The organism is Kutzneria buriramensis (assembly GCF_003387475.1).
Lineage (GTDB): Bacteria > Actinomycetota > Actinomycetes > Mycobacteriales > Pseudonocardiaceae > Kutzneria > Kutzneria buriramensis.
In genome coordinates, this window is record NZ_QUNO01000010.1 from 129,985 (window position 1) to 152,827 (window position 22,843).

Below are 22,843 nucleotides of genomic sequence, written 5' to 3' on the forward strand. Positions count from 1 at the left end.
TAGGTTCGGGGCATGTTCGCCGTCTACGCCTCCGAGCCGAACCCGTCCGACCCGCTCGCGTCGCTGGTGGTCGGCGAGCGCGAGACCCCGACGTCGCCGGCCGGCTGGGTCAGCGTGTCCGTGCGGGCCGCCAGCCTCAACATGCACGACCTGTGGACGCTGCGCGGCGTCGGCATCAAGCCCGAGCAGTTCCCGATGATCCTGGGCTGCGACGGGGCCGGCGTGCTGGAGGACGGCACCGAGGTGGTGCTGCACTCCGTGATCGGCGACCCGGACTGGGGCGGCGACGAGACGCTGGACCCCAAGCGGACGCTGCTCACCGAGAAGCACCAGGGCACCTTCGCCGAGACGGTCATCGTGCCGCGGCGCAACGCGCTGCCCAAGCCGGCGGGGCTGACCTTCGCCGAGGCCGCGTGCATGGGGACGGCGTGGCTCACGGCGTACCGGATGCTGTTCGTGAAGTCGGGTCTGCGGCCGGGGCAGACCATCCTCGTGCAGGGCGCCTCCGGCGGCGTGGCCACCGCCCTGATCCAGCTCGGCGTCGCCGCCGGGTACCGGGTGTGGGTCACCGGCCGCAGCGAGGAGAAGCGCGCCCTGGCCAAGCAGCTCGGCGCCCACGAGGCGTTCGAGTCCGGCGCGCGGCTGCCCGAGCGGGTGGACGGCGTGTTCGAGACCGTCGGCAAGGCCACGTGGTCGCACAGCATGAAGTCGCTCAAGCCCGGCGGCGTGGTCGTCATCTCCGGCGCCACCACCGGCGACGCCTCGGCCGCCGAGCTCCAGCGGCTGTTCTTCCTCCAGCTGCGGGTGGTCGGCTCGACCATGGGCACCCGCGAGGAGCTCGGCGACCTGCTCGAGTTCTGCGACCTGGCCGGCGTCCGCCCGCAGATCGGCGCGGAGCTCCCGTTCGAGCGGGCCGCCGAGGGCCTCAAGGCGATGCTGGACGGCGACGTGGCCGGCAAGATCGTGCTCAGCCGAAACGCCGACTGACTCTCTCTATTGCTTGCCTGGCCTCCTGGTCCAGCCGGGCCACCAGTTCGGCCGCCGGCACCTCGTCGGCCAGCGAATACGTCTGGCCGGCCCAGAGGTGCACCAGGTCCGTCTCCCCTGCCTTGGCCGCCGCCGCGCGCATCGGCCGGGTCAGGTGGTGCACCTGCGGATAGCCGACCGGAGCATCCGCCGTGTTCTCGGTGAGGAACCGGTTGACCAGGCCGCGGGCCGGTCGGCCGGTGAAGGCCCGGGTGATCGCCGTCCGCCGGCCACCGGCGGCCAGCGCCGCGCGGTGCGTCGCGGACGTGCCGGCCTCGGGGCAGCGCAGGAAGGCCGTGCCGAGCTGGGCGGCCACCGCGCCGGCGGTCAGCACCGCCGCCACGTCCGCGCCGTACACCAGACCGCCGGCGGCGATCACCGGCAGATCCGTGACGGCCGTGACCAGGCGGATCAGCGCCAGCAGGCCGAACTCCTCGCCGCCGCCCGGCGAGACACCGTCGTCCGTCAACGTGCCCCGGTGCGCGCCGGCCTCGAAGCCCTGCACCGCGAGCGCGTCTACGCCGAGCTGAGCCGCGTGCTGGGCCTCGGCGGGCGTCGTCACCGTGGCGACGATCTCCGTGCCGGCTGCATGCAGCCGGCCCACGTCGGCCGCGGACGGCAACCCGAACGTGAACGACACCACCGGCACCCGCTGGGCCAGCACGATCTCCAGCTTGGCCGGGTACTGGTCGTCCTCCCAGCGGGGTTCACCCGGCTCGGCGCCCACCTTCGCCGCCTCCGCCGCCACCCGGCGGGTGTAGTCGGCGAGGTCGGGCCGGGCGTTCGTACCCGGCACGAACAGGTTGACGCCGTACCGGCCGTCGGTGAGTGCGCTGGTCCGCACGATCTGCTCGGCCAACGCCTCGGCGGCCAGGTAGCCGCCCGGGGTGAAGCCGAAGCCGCCCGCGGCCACGACCGCGGCGACCAGTTCGGGGGTGGACCCGCCGCCCGCCATCGGGGCGACGATCACGGGAACGCGCAGCTGCTCGATCACCACACTCACGGTAGTGCCGGCAGCAGCAGGGTGGAGCCGATCACCAGCGAGGCGATGCTCACCAGCGCGAACAGCGTCACCCACAGGCCGCCGGCCACGCCGGTGATCTTGGCCAGCTGGTCGGCGTCCGAGTCCGGGGCGCGGCCGCGCCAGCGCTTGCGTTGCAGCTCGAAGACCGGCCGGACGCCGCCGAGCAGCAGGAACCAGGCGAACACGTAGCCGAAGACCGCCTGGATGTTGCTCGGGGCGTACCATGAGACCGCGAACACGATGCCGCCCGTGACCAGCACCGACAGCACACCGAAGGCGTTGCGGATCATCACCAGCATGGCCGCGAGCAGCACGATCGTGACCCACAGCAGCAGGGTGATCTTGCCCGCGCCGAGCAGCGCCGCGACGCCCAGGCCCAGCAGCGACGGCGTCACGTAGCCGGCCGCCGCCGTCAGCACCATGCCGGGGCCGCGCGGCCGGCCCTTCGTCAGGGTCAGGCCCGAGGTGTCGGAGTGCAGCTGGATGCCGGTCAGCCGGCGGCCCGTCAGCACCGCGACCAGGGCGTGGCCGCCCTCGTGGGCGATCGTCACGACGTTGCGGGTGATCCGCCACACCCGCCACGGCAGGACCGCGAGCAGCGCCACCGCGCCCGCGATCAGCACCAGCTCCCACTGCGGGCTCGGCTGGCCGCCGAGCACCCGGTTCCACACGTCGTTCAGGTCCATCGCAATGGTGGACGCTCCAGTCGCGATCACGTTGACTCCGGACATGGCCTTCACAGTTCAGGACGCGGTGCGGATCGCCACCGACGCGCACGACGGTCAGATCGACAAGAGCGGCAAACCCTACATCGGGCACCCGGTGCGGGTCATGAACCGGGTCGACGGCGAGCAGGAGCGGATGGCCGCCGTGCTGCACGACGTGATCGAGGACACCCCTGTCACCGCCGACGACCTGCGGGCCGCCGGCTGCCCCGAGCGGGTCGTCACCGCCGTCGTCGCCCTGAGCCACCTCCCCGGCGAGCCGCAGGCCGACTACCTCGCGCGGGTCGCCGCCGACCCCATCGCCGTGGTCGTCAAGCACGCGGACATCGCCGACAACATGTCGCCCGCCCGGTTCGCCGCGCTCGACGAGGCCACCCAGGCCCGGCTGCGGGTCAAGTACGACACCGCCCTGCGACTGCTCGACGAGCTCGCCGGTACCTGACAGAAGATGGCAGGAATGGCCGTCAGACTGGAGCCATGACCACAGTTCAGGGCACCTTCGACATCGAGCGCTGGGACGACGAGACGTATCTGGACGCCGACGGCATCCAGCTCGGTGCCGTCGCCGTCACCAAGGCCTTCCGCGGCGGGCTGGAGGGCACCAGCACCGCGCGGCTGCTCACCGCCGGCGGTCCCGTGCCGACCTCCGCCGCGTACGTGGCGATCGAGCGCTTCGTCGGCAGTCTGGACGGGGTGGCGGGCTCCTTCGTGCTCCAGCACTCCGCCGTGATGGCCGGCGGGTCCGGCGACATGAGCGTGCGGATCGTGCCCGACTCCGGCACCGGCAAGCTCACCGGCATCACCGGCACGCTCCGTATCGACCGACACGCCGACGGCACGCACAGTTACCAGCTCGACTATGAGGTCTGAACCAATCGCGTGACCCACCCAATGGCCGTATTCCCCATTTGCGCTGGTCCACGGCACGATCGAGGAGCCGCCCCTCGATCGAGGAGAAGACGTGATGACCAGGATCGCCATCACCGGACACCGAGGGCTCCCGGCCCACACCGTCGCGCTGGTCGACGCCGCGCTGCGGGCCGAGCTGCGTAGACACGGCGAGGCCCCGCTCGTCGGCGTCAGCTGTCTCGCCGACGGGGCCGACGCCCTGTTCGCCCAGGCCGTGCTCGACTCCGGCGGTTCCCTCGTCGCCGTGCTACCGGCCCAGCGCTACCGCGAGCGGCTTCCCGCCGACTACCACCCCACGTTCGACTCGTTACTCGAACGCGCCGCTGAGATCGTCACCCTCGACTACGACCGGCCCGGCCGCGAGGCCTACATGGCAGCCAGCGTCCGCATGGTTGACGGCGCGGACAGATTGGTGGCCGTCTGGGACGGCCAACCCGCCGCCGGCCTCGGCGGCACCGCCGACGTCGTCACCCACGCCCGCGACCACGGCGTCCCCGTCACCGTGATCTGGCCCGACGGCTGTCAGCGGGGTTGATTCAGTTCAGCGGGCACCACCCGTACCGGGAACGGTCGCTCGGCGTCGAAGGCAACGTCGCCTTTGACGTCCGCGGCAGTCCTGTATCGACGATGGTCATCGAGTTCGAAGACGGTCAGCCGTGGCTCAGCAGGGTCGACGATCCAGAAACTCGGGGTGCCGGCCCGTTCACAGGCGGCTTTCTTCGTGTGGCGGTCGAGCAGCTCGGTGTTCGGCGTCAGGACTTCGACCGCGAGGGCAGGCGCGACCGGCAGGCCTTTCTCGGTCAGGTCCTCATCGCGGGCCACGACCGCATCCGGCCGCAACTCGGTGTCGTCGGACAACCGGACCGCCAGCGGGCCGAGCAGCACGTGCATACCGTCCGGACAGCAGCGGTCGAGCGTGATCAGCAGCTTCATCACAGCCTGCTGATGAGCCGAGTCCGGCACGGGAGTCACGTAGAGGACGCCGTCGATGAGCTCGTGACGCCGGCCGTGCTCGGGCATCGCGTCAAGGTCATCGACGGTGAACGGGACGGCCGGCGGGTGCATGAGAGCCACCCCACCAGGGACCCCTGACAGTTCGGACCACCGGTCCGCCGTTCGGGGCGGGCTTCACCACATCAGGCGGAACCCGACCACCGACAGCAGGCCACAAGATCCACCGGTTCGGGGACAAAGCCCGGCACGTTCGGGACGCTACTTGCCCAGCCCCGCGCCCCTACTTCTTGCCCTTGCCGCCCGAATCCTCCGTCGACAAAGCGGCCACGAATGCCTCCTGGGGGACCTCGACGCGGCCCACCATCTTCATCCGCTTCTTGCCTTCCTTCTGCTTCTCCAGCAGCTTGCGCTTACGGGTGATGTCACCGCCGTAGCACTTGGCCAGCACGTCCTTGCGGATGGCGCGGATGGTCTCGCGGGCGATCACCCGGGAGCCGATGGCGGCCTGGATGGGCACCTCGAACTGCTGGCGGGGGATGAGCTCGCGCAGCTTGGTGGCCATCTTGGTGCCGTAGCCGTACGCGGCGTCGCGGTGCACGATCGCGCTGAAGGCGTCGACGGCCTCGCCCTGGAGCAGGATGTCGACCTTGACGAGGTCGGCGGACTGCTCGCCGGCCTCCTCGTAGTCCAGCGAGGCGTAGCCACGGGTCCGCGACTTCAGGGAGTCGAAGAAGTCGAAGATGATCTCGGCCAGCGGCATGGTGTACCGCAGCTCGACGCGGTCCTCGGACAGGTAGTCCATGCCGAGGAGCTGGCCGCGCTTGCTCTGGCAGAGCTCCATGATCGCGCCGATGAAGTCGCTGGGCGCGATGATGGTGCACTTGGTGATCGGCTCGTAGACCTCGGAGATCTTGCCGTTGACCCAGTCGGACGGGTTGGTGACGATGTGCTCCCCGCCGTCGTCGGAGATCACCCGGTACACCACGTTGGGCGCGGTGGAGATCAGGTCCAGGCCGAACTCCCGCTCCAGCCGGTCGCGGGTGATCTCCAGGTGCAGCAGCCCGAGGAACCCGCACCGGAAGCCGAAGCCCAGCGCGGCCGACGTCTCCGGCTCGAAGGTCAGGGCGGCGTCGTTGAGCTGGAGCTTGTCCAGCGCCTCGCGCAGGTCCGGGTAGTCGGAGCCGTCCATCGGGTACAGCCCGGAGTAGACCATCGGCTTCGGGTCGCGGTACCCGGCCAGCGGCTCGGCGGCGCCGTGCCGCTCGGACGTCACGGTGTCGCCGACCTTGGACTGCCGCACGTCCTTCACGCCGGTGATCAGGTAGCCGACCTCGCCGACCCCCAGCCCGGCCGACGGCTTGGGCTCGGGGCTGATGATGCCGACCTCGAGCAGCTCGTGGGTGGCGCCGGTGGACATCATCCGGATCCGCTGCCGGGGCGTGATCTTGCCGTCGACCACCCGGATGTAGGTGACCACGCCGCGGTAGGTGTCGTAGACCGAGTCGAAGATCATCGCCCGCGGCGGCGCGTCCGCCTCGCCGACCGGGGCCGGCACCTTGCGGACGACCTCGTCCAGCAGCTCCTTGACGCCCAGGCCGGTCTTGGCCGACACCCGCAGCACGTCCTCGGGCTCGCAGCCGATGATGTGTGCGAGCTCCTTGGAGTACTTGTCCGGGTCCGCCGCCGGCAGGTCGATCTTGTTCAGCACCGGGATGATGGTGAGGTCGTTCTCCAGCGCCAGGTACAGGTTGGCCAGCGTCTGCGCCTCGATGCCCTGCGCCGCGTCCACCAGCAGGATCGCGCCCTCGCACGCCTCCAGCGCCCGCGACACCTCGTAGGTGAAGTCCACGTGGCCGGGGGTGTCGATCATGTGCAGCACGTGGTCCTGGCCGTCCAGCTGCCACGGCAGCCGCACGTTCTGCGCCTTGATCGTGATGCCGCGCTCGCGCTCGATGTCCATCCGGTCCAGGTACTGGGCCCGCATCGCGCGCGCGTCGACCACGCCCGTCAGTTGCAGCATCCGGTCGGCCAGGGTGGACTTGCCGTGGTCGATGTGGGCGATGATGCAGAAGTTCCGGATCAGCTCCGGCGACGTGAACGTGCTGTCGGCGAACGTGCTCACTGGGGCGGTTCCTCGGGAAAGCGGACGGGGGACACTCACAATGGTCCCATGTGCCCGGGGGTGGTCCGTACAGAATAGGGTGCGACCGTGTCCGATCATGGTCCGGTTGCCCGTCCCGCGCACGGCGCGGTGACCCAGGTGCACGGCGTCGAGCGCCTGGCCCGGCTCGACTACTCCCCCGATCTGGACGGCCTGGCCGACCCCGGCGAGGTGGTCTGGGCCTGGGTGCCGTTCGAGGACGACCCGGCCGTCGGCAAGGACCGCCCGCTGCTCGTGGTGGGCCGCGCCGGCCGCTTCCTGCTGGCCCTGATGCTGTCCAGCAAGCCGCACGACTCGGCGGACTGGCTCGACCTGGGCTCCGGCGCCTGGGACCACGACGGCCGCCCGTCCTGGCTGCGTCTGGACCGGGTGTACGAGCTGCACGAGAACGACCTGCGCCGGGAAGGGGCGGTGCTCGCCCCCGAGCGCTTCGGCCGGGTCGTCGACGCGCTCCGCGCCCGTGGCTGGCGCTGAGTGAGCACGATCACAGCTACGCCAACCGGGTGAGCTCCACGGTGACGGTCAGGCCCGCGCCGGCGCCGCCGGTGTAGATGCCCTTGAACGGGACGACGTCGGCGTAGTCGCGGCCGACGGCGACCCAGACGTGGCGCTGGCCGATGGGGATGGCGTTGGTGGGGTCGTACGCCCACCAGCCGCCGGTCCAGGCCTCGATCCACGCATGGCTCTCGCCGCGGACGGTCTCCTTGGCGGCGCCGTCGGCGCGGGTGTGCAGGTAGCCGGAGACGTACCGGGCGGGAATGCCCATGGCGCGCAACAAACCCAGGGTGAGGTGGGCGTAGTCCTGGCAGACGCCCTCCTTGGCCTGCCACGCGTCGACGCCGGTGCTGTGCACGCCGGTGCTGCCCCGCTTGTACGTCATCTGGGAATGCACCCAGGACGCGGCGGCGTGGACGGCGTCGACGGGGGCAAGGCCGCGACGGAGCTCCCGGGCCTTGGCGGCGAGCTCGCGATTCCTTGGCACGTAGTCGGTCCAGCCGAGGTACTCGGTGTAGCGGTCGACGACGGCGGCGTCGCGGAGGTCGGTCCACGTGGCCCCGCCGACGGGCGCCACGTCGCCGCCGGTTTCGACGACGGACGAGCCGGTGACGGTGAGCTCGGTGTGCGGGGCGTGCAGGTCGAACGAGGTGACGACGGTGCCCCAGTAGTCGGTGTACCGGTAGGCACGAGTGGCGGGATGGGTCTCCACCCGGCTGACGACGACGTTCTGCCGGCGGTCGCTGCGCGGGGTGAGCCGGACCTCGTTGTACGACTGGGTGACCGGCGACGCGTACCGGTACTGCGTGGTGTGGGTGACCCGAAGTCGCCAGCTCATGCGCCCACCTCCGCGTTGGTCCAGGCGACCCACGGCACGGAGTGGAAGTACTGCTGCGACACGGCCTCGCCGACGTCACGAACGGTGGCCTGCAAGGACTTCAGCCGCCGGGGCAGGTCCTCCATCAGCTCGGAGATGCGCAGGAACTCCAGTTCGCTGCGGGCCTTCCCGAGCAACCGGGTGGCTTCCGCGGTGGCCCCGAGGCGTTTCGACGGCGAGTTCTCCAGATGTTCCAGGCACCGCTCGGCCTGCGAGAGGGCGTGGAACACGGAGCGAGGAAAGAGCCGGTCCAGCAACAGGAACTGCACCACGCGCGAGGCGTCCATGGCCCCGCGATACGTCCGCAGATACGTGTCGTGAGCGCCGGCGGAGCGGAGCACGGTGATCCATCCGGGCGAGGAGGCCTTGTCGCCGGAACGGGAAAGCAGCAGTCGCACGATCATGTCGACGCGTTCGACGGACCGGCCGAGCACGAGGAACCGCCAGCCGTCGTCGCGGCTCATGGTGGAATCGGCGAGCCCGGCGAACATCGCGGCCCGCTCCTCCACGAAGGAGAAGAACGCGTGCGGCCCCACCTGCCGGGCGTAGCGCTGCCGCTCCGGCACGGCGTTCCACATGCTGTTCAGGCACTCCCACATCTCGGTCGACACGACCTCCCGCGCGCCACGGGTGTTCTCCCGCGCGCTGGTCACGGACGCGACGATGGAACCGGCGTTCGACGACGAGTACGCCACCAGCTCGGTCAGCGACCACACGTCGAGCGTGGCGCCCTCCGGCGGTGCGATGCCCAGAACCGACAGCAGCTGCCGGCTTTCCGCGTCCGGATTGACGGTGGCGTCCTCGAGCAGTTGGTGCACGGACACGTCGAGGATGCGCGCGGTGTCGTCGGCACGCTCGACGTAACGTCCGATCCAGTACAGGGATTCCGCGTTCCTGGCCAGCACGACGCCTCCCTCACTGCTGCTGCTGTTGCTGCTGGACGGCGGTCAGCTCGGGCCCCTGCTCGGTGGCGACGCCGCCCAACTGCCCGGCGTGCACCAGCTCCGGCCCGGACAGCTCACTCTCCACAGTGGACGAGCGGGGCGCCAGCACCCAGGTGTCCTTGGAACCGCCGCCCTGCGAGGAGTTCACCACCAGGCTGCCCTCGGGCAGCGCGACCCGGGTCAGACCGCCGGGCAGCACGAACACGAAGTTGCCGTCGTTGACCGCGAACGGCCGCAGGTCCACGTGCCGCGGCGAGAGCTGGTCGCCGATCTTGGTCGGCACGGTCGACAGCTGCACCACCGGCTGGGCGATCCAGCCCCGTGGGTTGCCGCGAACCTTGCGCCGCAAAGCGTTCAGCTCCTTGGCGGACGTGTCCGGCCCGAACACGATGCCGTAGCCGCCGGAGCCCTCGACCGGCTTGACCACCAGCTCGGACATCCGGTCCAGCACCTGCGTCCGCTCGTCGTCCAGCCAGCACCGGAAGGTGTCCACGTTGGGCAGCAACGGTTTCTCGTTCAGGTAGTACTGCACGATCTCCGGCATGTAGGTGTACACGAGCTTGTCGTCGGCGACGCCGTTGCCCACCGCGTTGGCGATGACGACGTTGCCGGCGCGGGCGGCGTTGGCCAGCCCGGCCACGCCCAGCACCGAATCGGGCCGGAAGTGCACGGGATCGAGGTAGGGATCGTCGATTCGGCGGTAGATCACGTCCACCTGCCGCTCGCCCTCGGTGGTGCGCAGGTAGATGGTGTGGTCGCGGCAGAACAGGTCCCGCCCCTCCACCAGTTCCACGCCCATCTGCCGAGCCAGCAGCGAATGCTCGAAGTACGCCGAGTTGTGCACGCCGGGCGTCAACACCACCACGTTGGGGTCGGCGACGTTGGGCGCGGCGGCGTTGCGCAGCGCCCGCAGCAGGTGCGCGGCGTAGTCGCCGACGGCGCGAACCCGGTGACGTGCGAAGAGATCCGGGAAGACCCGAGCCATGGTGCGGCGGTTCTCCATCACGTACGACACCCCGGACGGGCAGCGCACGTTGTCCTCCAGCACCCGGAACGTCCCGGCCTCGTCGCGCACGATGTCGATGCCGGCGACGTGGATGCGCACCCCGTTGGGCGGCACGATGCCGGCCGCCTCGCGGTGGAAGTGCTCGCACGAGGTGATCAGCCGCCGCGGCAGCACGCCGTCGCGGACGATCTGCCCGTCGCCGTACACGTCGGCGAGGAACGCCTCCAGCGCCCGCACCCGCTGCACGATGCCGCGCTCCAGCTTGGACCACTCGGACGCGGTGATCACCCGCGGCACCAGGTCCAGCGGGAACGGCCGCTCCTGGCCGGACAGCGAGAACGTGATGCCCTGGTCGACGAACGCCCGCCCGAGCGCGTCGGAGCGGGCGCTCAGATCGGCCACATCGGACGGCGCCAGCACCTCGTGCAGCGCCCGGTAGGCGGACCGCACGGACGCATCGGACGAGAACATCTCGTCGTACGCGCCGGCGTGCGGCCGCGCCGGGTCGAGGTAGCCGCGGAACAACTCGCCCGGCACATGGCCGTTGCTTCGCGCGTTCCTCGCGGGACTCATGGTCGACATCTTCACCCAGTGGGGTGGCGAAAGGCACTACTCCAAACCACTGGTTACCTCAACGAAACACCAGCTGAACGCTACGGAGAGCGTTTTCTACGACGAGGCCTTCACCTGCGCCAGCAGCTCCGGGCCCCGATCCAGCAGGCGGTGCTCGGCGAGTCGGCCCAGCCACCACGCCGTCGCGGCCCCCGTGAGCACGCCGACGGGCACCGCGAGCCAGCTGAGCACCGGCAGTTTCTCGACCTGCCCGAAGATCAGCAGCGCCAGCGACGGCAGGGCGATGACCAGCAGAAACACCATCGACGCCAGCCGGACCAGGCCCCGGGTGCAGCCCGGCCGGTTGCCCGAGTTGAACGGGTTGCCGCCGCGCTGCACCGGCATCGGGAACGCCCAGTACACGGACAGCAGCAGCATGAAACCGGCGCCGCCGCCGAGAATCGCCGGCAGCACGCCCAGCACCCACGGATACGTCCACCAGGCGCCGACGACGGCGGGCAGGACCAGCGCGGCCAGAATCGCGATCGGCCCGACGATGAGCCCCCACGCCCACTGCCGCCCGCGCACGTCCGCCCGAGCGGCGCCGGGGGTGACGATGGTCTGCCAGACCGAGGTGCCGTCGAAGCCGTACAGGTTGCTGACCTGGAGCATGGAGAAGCCGACGATCCACAGCGCCGCGAACGGCAGCATCACCGCGCCGCCGGTGCCGCTCCGACCGCCGGCGGCCGAGAACACCGGGATGAAGATGCCGATCAGCATCGACGTCAGCAGCATCGCGCGGCGGCGGGCATCCCGCCACCACAGCCGCAACTCCTTGCCGAGCACGGCGCCAGTCGGCGTCGCCGGCAGCAGTCCGCGCCGGACGCCGACGGCCTTGTTCTTGCGCGCCTTCGCCGGGCCGACATTGGTCTGCGGTGTGGTCAGCCGGTACTGGAGCAGCCGCGCCCAGGCGTAGAGCAGCCCACCGTCCACAACGGCCAAACCGAGCACGGCTCCGATCACCACGAGCCAGTTGCCGCTCGCGGCGCCCTCGACCGCCGACGGGGCCCAGCCGGTCGGCAGCCACCGCAGCGTGTCCCCGAGGCCGGGGTTGTTCTCCAGCAGCACGGGCACGAGCGCCGTCGCCACGTACCGCAGCGGCAGGTACGACAGGCCGGCCAGCGCCGCGAGCAGCACGCCGAGGTCCTTGCCGCGGCGGGAACCCAGCACCGCGCCGATCAGGCTGATGACCACTCGCGAGAGCAGCACTGTGAACGCCAGCGCCGGCAGGACCGTGATCACGGCGACGATCACCGGCAGCGGGCCCAGCAGGGCCGCGCCGACCACCAGACCCACGAACGCGATGACCGTGGCGACCGGCGGCACGCCCGCGATGGACGCCCCCAGCAGGCCGAACGCGAGCTTGGTCGGGGACAGCGGCAACAGCGCGAAGTTCTCCGGCCGCAGCGTCTCGTCGCCGCCGCCCATGATGATCGGTCCGATGAGCCAACCGATCGTCCACAGCAGGAACATCGCCGACGCGATGGTCGTGCCGAGCGACAGCCCCTGGTGGAAGCCGGCGGCGACGAAGAACAGCGACAGCGCGCCGGCGGCCAGTCCGACCAACGCGCCGACGGCGAAGCTCGCCGCCCTGGCCCCGCCCAGCGAGTGCGAGAGCACCCGCAGTTTCATGCGGATCAGGACGCCAACCACGACAGCCCTTCCCCGCCGCCGGTGCGGCCGCCGACCAGGTGCACGAACGCCTGCTCCAGCGTCTGGTCGCCGCGGACCTGCGCGACCGGCCCGCTGGCCACGACCCGGCCCTGGGTGATCACCGCGACGTGGTCGCAGAGCTTCTCCACCAGGTCCATGACGTGGCTGGAGAGCACCACCGCGCCGCCGGAGGCCACGAACCGCTGGAGGATCGTGCGGATCGTGGAGGCGGACACCGGGTCCACCGCCTCGAACGGCTCGTCCAGCACCAGCAGCTTCGGGGCGTGCAGCAGCGCCGTCGCCAGGCCGATCTTCTTGCGCATGCCGGCCGAGTAGTCGATGACCAGCGTCCGCTCGGCGTTGGTCAGCTCCAGCACGCCCAGCAGCTCGTTGGCCCGGTCGGCGACCGTGGCGGCGTCCAGGCCGCGCAGCAGGCCGGTGTAGGTGAGCAGCTCGCGGCCGGTCAGCCGCTCGGGCAGCGCCATGCCGTCCGGCAGCACGCCGACCAGCGCCTTGGCCCGTTCGGGCGACTCCCACACGTCCACGCCGAAGATGCGGACCATGCCGGCGTCCGGGCGGAGCAGCCCGACGGCCATGGACAGGGACGTGGTCTTGCCGGCGCCGTTGGGGCCGACCAGCCCGAAGAACGAGCCGCGCGGCACCACCAGCTGGACGTCGTCGACGGCGACCGTCGTGCCGAAGGTCTTGCGCAGTCCGTACATCTGCAACGCGGGCGCCTGCTCGGACGGCTGCGCCCCGTACTGCTGCCCGTACCCGGGCAGCCCTCCCGTGTCCAACTCGTACCCCTCCCGGCCACTTGGAACCACCCCATCATGCTCCTCGGAACGCCGCCGCGTGGGCACTTCACCGTGGTAGAGTTCTGATATCACATTGATAGGCAAGGAGGGGGCCATGACCACCGTCGTCACACCGCAGCCCACGATCAGCGAACGCGCCGCCGGCCGGATGCCGGGCGGCCTGATGCTGCTGCTCGGGCTGGTCCTGTTGGTCGGCGGTGTGATCGTGACCGCCGGCCGCCAACAGCCGCTGTGGCTGCTGGTCGCGCTGCTCGGCCTGATCCTGCTGCGGGGCCTGATCATCCTCGCGCCGGGCGAGGCGCGGGTGGTGCAGTTCTTCGGGCGGTACGCCGGCACCGTCCGGGCGCCGGGCCTGCACTGGATCAACCCGCTGACCACCCGGACCAAGCTGTCCGTGCGGATCCGCAACCACGAGACCGCCGTCGCCAAGGTCAACGACGCCGAGGGCAACCCGATCGAGATGGCGGTGGTCGTCGTCTGGCAGATCGAGGACACCGCCCGCGCGGTGTTCGAGGTGGACGACTTCGTCCGGTTCGTCGGCATCCAGACCGAGACGGCGGTGCGGCACATCGCCACCACCTACCCGTACGACAACCACAGCGAGGACGAGCGTCTGTCACTGCGGGAGAACGCCGAGGAGATCACCGGCAAGCTGTCGGCGGAGATCGCCGAGCGGGTGCAGTCGGCCGGCGTGAAGGTGGTCGAGTCCCGGCTGACGCACCTGGCGTACGCGCCGGAGATCGCCGGCGCGATGCTCCAGCGGCAGCAGGCCGGCGCGGTGGTAGCGGCCCGGCAGCGCATCGTCGAGGGCGCGGTGGGCATGGTGGAGCTGGCCCTGGCGCGGCTGGCCGAGCGCGACGTGGTCGAGCTGGACGAGGAGCGCAAGGCCGCCATGGTGAGCAACCTGCTGGTGGTGCTCTGCGGCGACCGGGCCACCCAACCTGTCGTCAACGCCGGCACCATCTACTGAGCTTTTCTGCCACATGCGCTTCCTATTTGCGTCCAGGCGACAAATAGGAAGCGCATGTGGCAACTACTACTAGCTGGAGTGCACGTCCCGCGTCACGTAGCCGTGCGCGGTGTCGATGTCCCGGAAGTAGAACCGGCCGGTGTCGGCCAACCCGTGCCACTTCTCGGTCGACTGACCGTCGGCGAACGTCAGCACGCCGTTCGTACGGCCGAAGCCGCCGCTGGTGTCGATGCTGTCGTCGCTCAGCGCCGGCGCACCGCCGCCGACCGTCCACAAGCGACGTCCCTGGTGGACGGTCGCGGTGATCCGGTAGTTGTTGTCGTCCACGATGTTCTGGGTGACGTCGGCCTTCAGCGCGAAGTCGAAGCCGTCCACACGGCCGTTCGAGCCGTAGCTGCCGAGCACGCGCTGGTCGGTGTTCTGCTTGTTCGCCGAGTCGGCCAGCGTCGTGGTGTTGTCGAAGGTCCACTGCCCGGACGAGCTCACCGGCACGATCCCGGCCGAGGTCCGCAGCACGCCCGAGGTGTGCCAGGAGCGGTTCACCTGCGTGACGATCTTGTCGTCCAGGCCGCTGCCGGTGGTGGTCGTGTGCACGTCGGCCGCGGGGACGTCGTCGGACAGCAGGCTGCCGGTGACCCGCTTGGCGTGCGGATCGGTGGTGGCGAAGAGGTTCCCGCCGAGCGTCCAGAGGTCGACGATGCCCTTCGGCGGGATCAGCTGCACGGTGTGCGGCTTGCCGTCGGTGAGCAGCCCGATGAACGGGCTCAGGTCGATCGTGTACGGCAGCGTGACGATCGAGTCGATCGCGGTGATCGGCCGCCACAGCATCGGCGCCACACCGCCGGTGTAGATCACCGAGTACGGCGACACCACGCCCGCCGGCTTGCCGTCGACGGTCACCTCGACCTCACGGTAGGTGCCGCCGCCGCACAGGCCGGCGTTGGGATTGGCCTGCGCCAGCGCGGTCGGCACGTTCGACCACCAGAACTCCTCGCACCCGCCGCCCCGCGCGTAGATCTCGGCGGTCAGCTTCGCGGTGTTGGCCGGCACGGTGACCTGCGCGGTGTAGTTCTTGCCGTCGGACAGGTCCTGCCAGCCCGGCTTGGTCGCGTCGGAGGCCAGCGGCAGCACGGTGTCGGCCTGCTTCGGCGCGGGATGCGCCCGGTCGGCCTGGTAGTAGGTGACCGTGACGGTGATGTCGTACGGCCCGGTGTAGGTGTCGTTGACGATGTTGCCGAGGTCCACCACGAACGGCTGGGCCTGGTGCAGCAGCGGCGAGAACTCGGTGATGTCGCGGTCGAAGCTCCACGTGATGCCGGACGGGTCCGGCTCCGGCGTGGACGTCCGCAGCACCTCCGCGCCGCCGATCCACAGCCCGGCCAGCCGGTCGAACTGGCGGCCCCGGCTCTTGCCGGTCCAGCTCAGCACCACCTTGTTCCACGGCCCGGCGCACGCGGCCGGCGGCGTGAGCGTGCCGACGAAGGGCTGGCCGTAGGAGTTGGCGAACACGTGCTGCATCGCGGTGACGGTGCAGTGCTGGGTCGGCGGTCTGCTGACCGGCGGCAGGGCGGTCAGCGGATCCTGGTAGTCGGTGACGACCGTGTCGGCGCTCGCGGGCGCGGCGGTCACCACGCTCAGCGCCGCGACGGCGGCGAACAGGGCGATCAGGTATCGGCGCACCTCCGGACGCTAGCGCCCGAGCGGGTGTCGGCGTGACCCCCCGGACGGCGGTAATCGTTCACAACCGTGGACGTCTCAGCCGAGGCGGATTCACATCCGTGACCAGATGCTGGGACGTCCAGGCATCGTGGCCGAACCCGCTTCGAGCTGCGGAGATCCGCCCCCTTCCGGCACCGCTCACGGGCTCCCACGTGACGATCACACGTGTTGTCCGGACCAGCGACGAACGAGCGAAGACGTTGGCAGCACTGAAAAAACGCTGAAACACGTCACTGTGCGTGCCCAGATCCCGGGATGAGAGCGCTTCCAAATCGCCCGATCGGGGCTACTGGTCACGGCCTCTCCCGGACAAAGGTGACAACTGCGTTACCTGCGAGAACAGGAGGCACTGTGGCCCGAATCCGCCCCGGTTTACGCGCTGCCCTCGCGGTGGGCGCGGCCATCGCGCTCACCACCGGCCTGGTCCAGTCCAGCGGCCAGGCGTCCCCCAGCGGCCCGGCCGGCTCCGACGACTACGGCAGACCCATCTACCTCAACCCGGCGGTGCCCACCCAGTACCGCGTCAACGACCTGCTGCGCCGGATGACGCTGGCCGAGAAGGTCGGCCAGATGGCGCAGATCCGGGTCGGCAAGCTCCGCGGGGACTGCAACTTCGCCAACGGCCCGCTGGTCGCGTCCTGCGAGCAGCAGGTGCTGGTGGACGCCCACGTCGGCTCCATCCTGTCCGGCGGCGGCGACTACCCGGTCGACAACACTGCCAAGGGCTGGGCCCAGATCACCAACGGCATCCAGCACTACACGCTGGACAACAGCCGCCTCAAGATCCCCGTGCTGTACGGCGCCGACGGCGTGCACGGCGACAACAACCTCGTGACGGCGACGATGTTCCCCCAGCAGATCGGCGTCGGCGCCACCTGGGACCCGGCGCTGGCCGAGAAGATGGGCGAGTCCACCTCCTCGACGATGCGCGCCACCGGCGTGTTCTGGGACTTCGCGCCCGTCTCCGACATCTCCCGCGACACCCGCTGGGGCCGGTACTACGAGACGCTGAGCGAGGACCCGACGCTGGCCGGCACCCTGGCCGGGTCGCTGGTCACGGGTCTGCAGGCCTACGACGGCAAGGGTGCCACCGCGAAGCTGACCGCCACCGCCAAGCACTTCGCTGGATACTCCGAGCCGATCAACGGCCACGACCGCGTGCCGGCGCAGATCCCCGTCCGCGAACTCCAGGACGTGTTCCTGCCCGCCTTCCAGCCGCAGATCGACGCCGGCGCCAGGACGGCGATGGCGAATTCCGGCGCGATCAACGGCGTTCCTGTGCACGCCTCGAAGTTCATGCTCACCACCGAGCTGCGGCAGCGCATGGGCTTCACCGGCGTGACCGTCAGCGACTGGTCGGACATGGCCAGCCTGGTCACCAAGTACCACATGGCCCCGGACTACCCGACCGCGATCGCGATGAGCGTGAACGCCGGCGTGGACATGGCCATGGAGCCCAGCGACGCCGCCGGCTACACCAATGCCCTGCTCGCGGACGTCCAGAACGGACTGATCAGCCAGCGACGGATCGACGAGGCCGTGGGCCGGATCCTCAAGCTCAAGTTCGACCTGGGCCTGTTCGAGAAGCCGTTCGTGGACGAGAACGCGGCCGACGGCATCGTCAACGGCGCCGGCACCGACCTCGCGCGGCAGGCCGCCACCGAGTCGACCGTGTTGCTGCGCAACGACAACAAGACGCTGCCGCTGTCCACCGGCGTGCACAAGATCGTGCTCGCCGGTGACAGCGCGAACAACCCGGCCCAGCAGTTCGGCGGCTGGACCGTGAACTGGCAGGGCGTCACGCCGGGCGGCCCCACGCCGCCGGTCGTCACGCCGTTGCAGGGCATCCAGCAGGCCGTGCCGAACGCGACCGTGGTCGCCGCGCCCGACCAGGCGAGCGCCGTCGCCCAGGCGGCCGACGCCGACGCGGTTGTGGTGGTGCTGGGCGAGAAGGCCGGCGCCGAAGGCCCCAACGACAACGAGAACCCGGCGCTGACCGCCGCGCAGCAGTCCCTGGTGGACTCGCTCAAGGCGACCGGCAAGCCCGTGGTCGTGGTGCTGATGACCGGCCGGCCGCTGGTGCTGGGCTCCGTGGCGAGCGCGCCCACCCTGCTCGCCGACTGGCTGCCCGGCTCGCAGGGCGGCACCGCGCTGGCCGACATCCTGTTCGGCAAGGCCAACCCCAGCGGTCGGCTGCCGGTGTCCTGGCCGAAGACCGTCGGCGACGAGCCGATGTCCTACGACCAGCTGCCCGGCACCAACGGCGGCACCAGCTCCAACTACGACCCGCTGTTCCCGTTCGGCTTCGGCCTGTCCTACTCGACGTTCACCACCTCCACGCCGACCGTGAGCGCCGCCACCGTGCGGGCCGACGGCAAGGAGACGGTGTCCGTGACGGTCACCAACACCGGCACGGTCGCAGGCGACCAGGTGGTGCCGGTGTACGTGCACCAGCCGGTGAGCCAGGTGCTCGTGCCGGACAAACGGCTGGTCGGCTTCACCCGGGTGGCGGGGCTGAAGCCGGGCGAGGCGCGGACCGTGCAGGTGACCTTCGACGTCGGCAAGCTCGCGGTGACCGTCGGCGACGTGGACGCCAGCGGCCGGCGCGAGGTGGAGAAGGGCGCGTACGCCGTGGTCGTGGGCACCGCACAGACGCCGTTCACGGTGCGTTAGACTGGTTGCTCGTGTCGTGCGGCGTTCCGTCGTGGAGGAAGACCCGATGCTCGTCCGGTCGGGTGCCGTGTGAAGTGCGACACGACAAAGCCGTAGTGAACTGAGAGGTAGACACGCGTGGCGAACATCAAGTCGCAGCAGAAGCGGATCAAGACCAACGAGGCCGCCAGGCTGCGCAACAAGGCGGTCAAGTCCGGTGTGAAGACCGCCATCCGCAAGGTCCGCGAGGCCGTCGCCGCCGGTGACAAGGACAAGGCCCTCGAGCTGGCCCGTGCCGCCTCTCGCAGCCTGGACAAGGCCGCCAGCAAGGGCGTCATCCACGCCAACCAGGCGGCCAACAAGAAGTCCGCGCTCGCCGTGGCCGTGAACAAGATCGGCTGAGCACGCTTCGTCTCGGAAAGGCCCCCGGCGCCGCCGGGGGCCTTTTCTCGTTCAGCCCATCTGGTGCGCGGCGACGACCTTGAGCACGGCCCGCTCCAACGCGTAGTCGGCGTCGGCGGCCACGCCCTTCACGTCGGCGTTCAGCGCCGCCACGACCTGCATCGCCTCGGCCAGCCCGGTCGGCGACCAGCCGCGGGCCTGGCCCTGCGCCCGCTTCACCTTCCACGGCGGCATGCCCAGGTCGCCGGCCATCCGGAAGGGGTCGCCCCGGCCGGCCGAGGCCACCTTGGCCACCGTGCGCACGCCCTCGGCCAGCGCGTCGGCGACGAGCACGTGCGGCACCCCGAGCTGCATCGCCCAGCGCAGCGCCTCCATCGCGCCGGCCCGGTCGCCCACGACGGCCAGGTCCGCCACCGCGAACCCGGTCACCTCGGCCTTGCCCTGGTGGTAGCGGCGCACCGCCGCCTCGTCGACCTTGCCGTCGTTGTCGGTGACCAGCTGCGAGGCGGCCGCTGCCAGCTCCCGCAGGTCGTTGCCGACCGTTTCGATCAGCGCGGCCAGCCCGGCCGGGTCGATCTTGCCGCCGGCCCGCCGCACCTCGTCCTTCACGAACGCGTCCCGGTCGGCCGGCTTGGTGATCTTCGAGCACTCCACCACCGCCGCGCCGGCCTTCTTCAGCGCGCCCGGCAGGTCCTTGGCCACCTTGGCCCGGCCGCCGCCGGTGTGCAGCACGATCAGCACGATGCCGTCGGCCGGTTCCTTGGCGTAGGACAGCACCGCGTCGGCGACCTCCTTGCCGACCTCCTGCGCGCCCTCCAGCACCACCACCCGGCCCTCCGCGAACAGCGACGGGCTCAGCAGTTCGGCCAGCTCCGGAGGGGTGAGGTCAGTCACCCGCACGCGCGTCAGGTCGGCCGACGGATCCGCCTTGCGCGCCGTCTCCAGCGCGGTCCGCACGGCCCGTTCGACCAGCAGTTCCTCGTCGCCGAGCACGAGCAGCAGCGGTTCGGGGGCGGCACTCACGCCGTCATCCTTCCACGTCCCCCTGACAGCCCATGCGGTCCCGCATGGTGGGCGGCCAACTGGCCACGGCCGCTCGGGGTGCCGTACCGTGCTTGTCACAACTGAACACCGCTCATCCAGAGGGGCAGAGGGAACGGCCCGTTGAAGCCCCGGCAACCGGCGACGCACTTTTTCGTGCGTCGATCACGGTGCCAATTCCGACCCACACGTGGGAAAGATGAGGAGACACCTCCCATGACGACGACCGTCGACGCCCGTACCTCCGCCGCCTTCGACCTGGGGCCCGCGCGCGCCCTGTCCTGTCGGGAGTGCGGACACCAGATCCCGCTCGCCGCGGAATTCGCCTGTAGCGAGTGTTTCGGCCCCCTCGAGGTCGCCTACGACTTCGGCCCGGTCCGTCGCGAGGACATCGAGGCCGGCCCCAAGTCCATCTGGCGCTACCGGAACCTGCTGCCGGTGCCCACCGACGTGCAGTCCCACCCCAACACCGAGCCGGGCCTGACCCGCCTGGTCAAGGCCGACCGCCTCGCCGCCGCGCTGGGTGTGCGCAGCCTGTGGGTGAAGGACGACACCGGCAACCCCACGCACTCGTTCAAGGACCGCGTCGTCGCCGTCGCCCTGGCCGCCGCCCGCCAGCTCGGCTTCAAGGTGCTGGCCTGCCCGTCCACCGGCAACCTGGCCAACGCCGTCGCCGCCGCGGCCGCCCGCGCCGGTTGGGAGTCGGTGGTGCTGATCCCGTCGTCGCTGGAGCAGGCCAAGATCCTCACCACCGCGGTCTACGACGGCGCGCTGATCGCCGTCGAGGGCAACTACGACGACGTGAACCGCCTGGCCACCCAGCTCGCCGCCGAGCACGAGGACTGGGCGTTCGTGAACGTCAACGTCCGCCCGTACTACGCGGAGGGCTCCAAGACCCTGGCCTACGAGGTCGCCGAGCAGCTCGGCTGGCGGCTGCCCGACCAGATCGTGGTGCCGGTCGCCTCCGGCTCCCAGCTGACCAAGGTGGACAAGGGCTTCCGCGAACTCGGCGAGCTCGGCCTGGTCGACGCCACGCCCTACCGGGTGTTCGGCGCCCAGGCCACCGGCTGCTCGCCGGTGGCCACCGCGTACAAGGGAGGCACCGACGTGGTGACGCCGGTCCGCCCGGACACCATCGCCCGCTCGCTGGCCATCGGCGCCCCCGCCGACGGCCCGTACGTGCTGGACACCGTGCGCCGCACCGGCGGCGCCGTCGAGGACGTCACCGACGAGGAGGTCGTCGAGGGCATCCGGCTGCTCGCCCGCACCGAGGGCATCTTCGCCGAGACCGCCGGCGGCGTGACCGTCGCGACCGCGAAGAAGCTCATCGAGACCGGCCAGCTCGACCCGGACGCCGACACGGTGCTGCTGATCACCGGCGACGGCCTGAAGACGCTGGACGCCGTGTCCGATCGCATCGGCCCGAAGGCGGTCGTGCCCCCGAACGCCGCCGCCGTCACCGAGGCCCTCGGCCTCTGACCGGAGCTTCCAGTCCTCTCGGAGTGGGCAGGCCTTTCCCGGCCTGTCCGCTCTGCTGTGTGGTAGCTCTTCCTCCTTTCGTGTAACGGAGAGCGCTCAAGCGGCTACCCGGTGGTGACGACAACCCCTTGGTGATCGTCACTCACGACCGGAACTCCAGGTTCCATGGTCGACGAAACAAGGCTCTGCTGACCGGCCTGCTCGCGGCCACACTGGCGCTCACCGCGTGCGGCACCGCCGGCGGCAACCCGGTGCCCTCCGTCGGCTACCAGGGCTTCACCCCGCCCTCGCTGCCCGCGCTGGGCCGGCTCGGACAACCGGAGGGCCGGCTGTCGGTGCTGGCCTGGCCCGGCTACGCGGAGGACGGCTCCGACGACCCCAAGGTCGACTGGGTGACGCCGTTCGAGCAGCAGTCCGGCTGCAAGGTCGACGTCAAGGCGTTCGGCACCTCCGACGACGCGATCAGCCTGATGAAGACCGGGCAGTACGACGTGGTCTCGGCCTCCGGCGACGCCTCCCTGCGGTTGATCGCCGCCGGCGACGTGGAACCGGTGAACACCTCCCTCGTGCCGAACTACGCGGACGTTTTCGGCTTCCTCAAGAACCAACCGTGGAACAGCGTCGACGGCACTCCCTACGGCATCCCGCACGGCTGGGGTGCGAACCTGCTCACCTGGCGCACCGACAAGGTGAGCCCGGCGCCGACCTCGTGGTCGGTCCTGTTCGACCCGAACTCGAAGTACAAGGGCAGGATCACCGCCTACGACTCGCCGATCTACATCGCCGACGCCGCCCTGTACCTGCGGGCGCACCGGCCCGACCTGGGCATCAAGAACCCCTATGCGCTGGACAGCACCCAGTTCCAGGCGGCCGTCGACCTGCTCAAGAAGCAGCGCCCCCTGGTCAGCGACTACTGGTCGGACTACCTCACCGAGAGCCGGTCGCTGACCACCGCCGGCGCCGTCGTCGGCACCGCGTGGCAGATGACGGTCAACGTCACCAAGGACGACGGCGTACCGCTGGAGTCGACGGTGCCGTCCGAGGGCGCCACCGGCTGGTCGGACACCTGGATGGTGGCCTCCCGATCCCAACACAAGACCTGCGCCTACCTGTGGCTGAACTACATCGTCAGCCCCAAGGTCAACGCCCAGGTCGCCGAGTACTTCGGCGAGGCCCCGGCCAACGCCAAGGCGTGTGCGGCGACCGTGGACCCCACGCACTGCGCCACCTACCACGCCGCCGATGCCGCGTACGCGTCGAAGATCGCCTACTGGACGACGCCGATCTCCCAGTGCCTGGACGGCCGCACCGACGTCAAGTGCGAGGACTACGGCGCGTGGACTCAGGCGTGGGCCGACATCAAGGGGTGATCCGTC

The 22,843-nt window shown here is 70.5% G+C and carries 21 protein-coding genes and 1 riboswitch; of the genes, 10 read left to right on the forward strand and 11 right to left on the reverse strand.

What is annotated here, in order from left to right; translation table 11 throughout:
* The first annotated feature begins 12 nt into the window (after positions 1–12).
* Positions 13–987 carry a zinc-binding dehydrogenase gene (locus tag BCF44_RS28330; RefSeq protein ID WP_116177455.1) on the forward strand — a complete coding sequence of 325 codons (975 nt, stop codon included), beginning with the start codon at positions 13–15 and terminating at the stop codon, positions 985–987.
* On the opposite strand, the gene BCF44_RS28335 is transcribed toward BCF44_RS28330, so the two are convergent.
* Together BCF44_RS28335 and BCF44_RS28340 are read right to left on the reverse strand one after the other, a co-directional pair.
* Positions 968–2,020: an NAD(P)H-dependent flavin oxidoreductase gene (locus tag BCF44_RS28335; protein ID WP_116177715.1), complete on the reverse strand. Its 1,053-nt coding sequence runs from the start codon at positions 2,018–2,020 to the stop codon at positions 968–970. The genes BCF44_RS28330 and BCF44_RS28335 overlap by 20 nt on opposite strands.
* 5 nt (positions 2,021–2,025) lie before the next feature.
* On the reverse strand, positions 2,026–2,766 hold the full coding sequence (locus BCF44_RS28340) for a M50 family metallopeptidase (RefSeq protein WP_246015648.1): 741 nt from the start codon (positions 2,764–2,766) through the stop codon (positions 2,026–2,028).
* 13 nt (positions 2,767–2,779) lie between these two features.
* Between BCF44_RS28340 and BCF44_RS28345 the strand changes: the two genes are divergently transcribed.
* From BCF44_RS28345 to BCF44_RS28355, 3 genes are all read left to right on the forward strand, one after another.
* The gene (locus BCF44_RS28345; protein ID WP_116177456.1) at positions 2,780–3,217 is read left to right on the forward strand and encodes a bifunctional (p)ppGpp synthetase/guanosine-3',5'-bis(diphosphate) 3'-pyrophosphohydrolase; all 438 of its coding nucleotides are present in this window, start codon (positions 2,780–2,782) and stop codon (positions 3,215–3,217) included.
* 35 nt (positions 3,218–3,252) lie between these two features.
* Complete coding sequence (locus BCF44_RS28350; RefSeq protein ID WP_116177457.1) at positions 3,253–3,645, forward strand: DUF3224 domain-containing protein; 393 nt, start codon at positions 3,253–3,255, stop codon at positions 3,643–3,645.
* Between the two features lie 94 nt (positions 3,646–3,739).
* Positions 3,740–4,219 carry a hypothetical protein gene (locus tag BCF44_RS28355; protein WP_116177458.1) on the forward strand — a complete coding sequence of 160 codons (480 nt, stop codon included), beginning with the start codon at positions 3,740–3,742 and terminating at the stop codon, positions 4,217–4,219.
* Here the strand turns inward: BCF44_RS28355 and BCF44_RS28360 are convergent.
* Together BCF44_RS28360 and lepA are read right to left on the reverse strand one after the other, a co-directional pair.
* Positions 4,207–4,749 carry a Uma2 family endonuclease gene (locus BCF44_RS28360; RefSeq protein WP_116177459.1) on the reverse strand — a complete coding sequence of 181 codons (543 nt, stop codon included), beginning with the start codon at positions 4,747–4,749 and terminating at the stop codon, positions 4,207–4,209. The two genes, BCF44_RS28355 and BCF44_RS28360, sit on opposite strands and share 13 nt — an antisense overlap.
* A 169-nt stretch (positions 4,750–4,918) precedes the next feature.
* Positions 4,919–6,760 (reverse strand): translation elongation factor 4, encoded by a 1,842-nt coding sequence (gene lepA, locus BCF44_RS28365; protein ID WP_116177460.1) that lies wholly within the window; start codon positions 6,758–6,760, stop codon positions 4,919–4,921.
* 87 nt (positions 6,761–6,847) lie between these two features.
* Here lepA and BCF44_RS28370 point away from each other — a divergent pair, with 87 nt between their 5' ends.
* Positions 6,848–7,273, forward strand: a complete 426-nt coding sequence (locus tag BCF44_RS28370; RefSeq protein WP_116177461.1) for a type II toxin-antitoxin system PemK/MazF family toxin — start codon at positions 6,848–6,850, stop codon at positions 7,271–7,273.
* 16 nt (positions 7,274–7,289) lie between these two features.
* Here BCF44_RS28370 and BCF44_RS28375 read toward each other — a convergent pair whose 3' ends face one another.
* The 5 genes from BCF44_RS28375 to BCF44_RS28395 all read right to left on the reverse strand — a co-directional run bounded on the left by BCF44_RS28375 (position 7,290) and on the right by BCF44_RS28395 (position 13,213).
* Positions 7,290–8,132 (reverse strand): transglutaminase family protein, encoded by an 843-nt coding sequence (locus BCF44_RS28375; protein ID WP_116177462.1) that lies wholly within the window; start codon positions 8,130–8,132, stop codon positions 7,290–7,292.
* Complete coding sequence (locus tag BCF44_RS28380) at positions 8,129–9,076, reverse strand: alpha-E domain-containing protein (RefSeq protein WP_116177463.1); 948 nt, start codon at positions 9,074–9,076, stop codon at positions 8,129–8,131. The genes BCF44_RS28375 and BCF44_RS28380 overlap by 4 nt, the downstream gene beginning before the upstream one ends.
* 10 nt (positions 9,077–9,086) lie before the next feature.
* Positions 9,087–10,694 (reverse strand): circularly permuted type 2 ATP-grasp protein, encoded by a 1,608-nt coding sequence (locus BCF44_RS28385; RefSeq protein WP_246015650.1) that lies wholly within the window; start codon positions 10,692–10,694, stop codon positions 9,087–9,089.
* Between the two features lie 96 nt (positions 10,695–10,790).
* The gene (locus BCF44_RS28390; protein ID WP_147328663.1) at positions 10,791–12,365 is read right to left on the reverse strand and encodes a V-type ATP synthase subunit I domain-containing protein; all 1,575 of its coding nucleotides are present in this window, start codon (positions 12,363–12,365) and stop codon (positions 10,791–10,793) included.
* 5 nt (positions 12,366–12,370) lie between these two features.
* A complete protein-coding gene (locus BCF44_RS28395; RefSeq protein ID WP_246015651.1) occupies positions 12,371–13,213 on the reverse strand; it encodes an ABC transporter ATP-binding protein in 843 nt (280 codons plus the stop codon).
* Between the two features lie 85 nt (positions 13,214–13,298).
* On the opposite strand from BCF44_RS28395, the gene BCF44_RS28400 reads away from it, so the two are divergent.
* Complete coding sequence (locus tag BCF44_RS28400) at positions 13,299–14,174, forward strand: SPFH domain-containing protein (protein WP_116177465.1); 876 nt, start codon at positions 13,299–13,301, stop codon at positions 14,172–14,174.
* A 69-nt stretch (positions 14,175–14,243) separates the two neighbouring features.
* On the opposite strand, the gene BCF44_RS28405 is transcribed toward BCF44_RS28400, so the two are convergent.
* Positions 14,244–15,854, reverse strand: coding sequence for a peptide-N4-asparagine amidase (locus BCF44_RS28405; RefSeq protein WP_116177466.1), 1,611 nt, complete (start codon positions 15,852–15,854; stop codon positions 14,244–14,246).
* 390 nt (positions 15,855–16,244) lie between these two features.
* Between BCF44_RS28405 and BCF44_RS28410 the strand changes: the two genes are divergently transcribed.
* Both BCF44_RS28410 and rpsT read left to right on the forward strand, forming a co-directional pair.
* A complete protein-coding gene (locus BCF44_RS28410; protein ID WP_147328664.1) occupies positions 16,245–18,566 on the forward strand; it encodes a glycoside hydrolase family 3 N-terminal domain-containing protein in 2,322 nt (773 codons plus the stop codon).
* 117 nt (positions 18,567–18,683) lie between these two features.
* A complete protein-coding gene (gene rpsT / locus BCF44_RS28415; RefSeq protein WP_116177468.1) occupies positions 18,684–18,947 on the forward strand; it encodes a 30S ribosomal protein S20 in 264 nt (87 codons plus the stop codon).
* 51 nt (positions 18,948–18,998) lie between these two features.
* Here rpsT and holA read toward each other — a convergent pair whose 3' ends face one another.
* The gene (gene holA / locus BCF44_RS28420; protein ID WP_116177469.1) at positions 18,999–19,970 is read right to left on the reverse strand and encodes a DNA polymerase III subunit delta; all 972 of its coding nucleotides are present in this window, start codon (positions 19,968–19,970) and stop codon (positions 18,999–19,001) included.
* Between the two features lie 109 nt (positions 19,971–20,079).
* Positions 20,080–20,194: riboswitch (SAM riboswitch) on the forward strand.
* 10 nt (positions 20,195–20,204) lie between these two features.
* Between holA and thrC the strand changes: the two genes are divergently transcribed.
* A complete protein-coding gene (gene thrC, locus BCF44_RS28425; protein ID WP_116177470.1) occupies positions 20,205–21,467 on the forward strand; it encodes a threonine synthase in 1,263 nt (420 codons plus the stop codon).
* 131 nt (positions 21,468–21,598) lie between these two features.
* Positions 21,599–22,837, forward strand: coding sequence for an ABC transporter substrate-binding protein (locus BCF44_RS28430; protein WP_246015653.1), 1,239 nt, complete (start codon positions 21,599–21,601; stop codon positions 22,835–22,837).
* Positions 22,838–22,843: the final 6 nt, after the last annotated feature.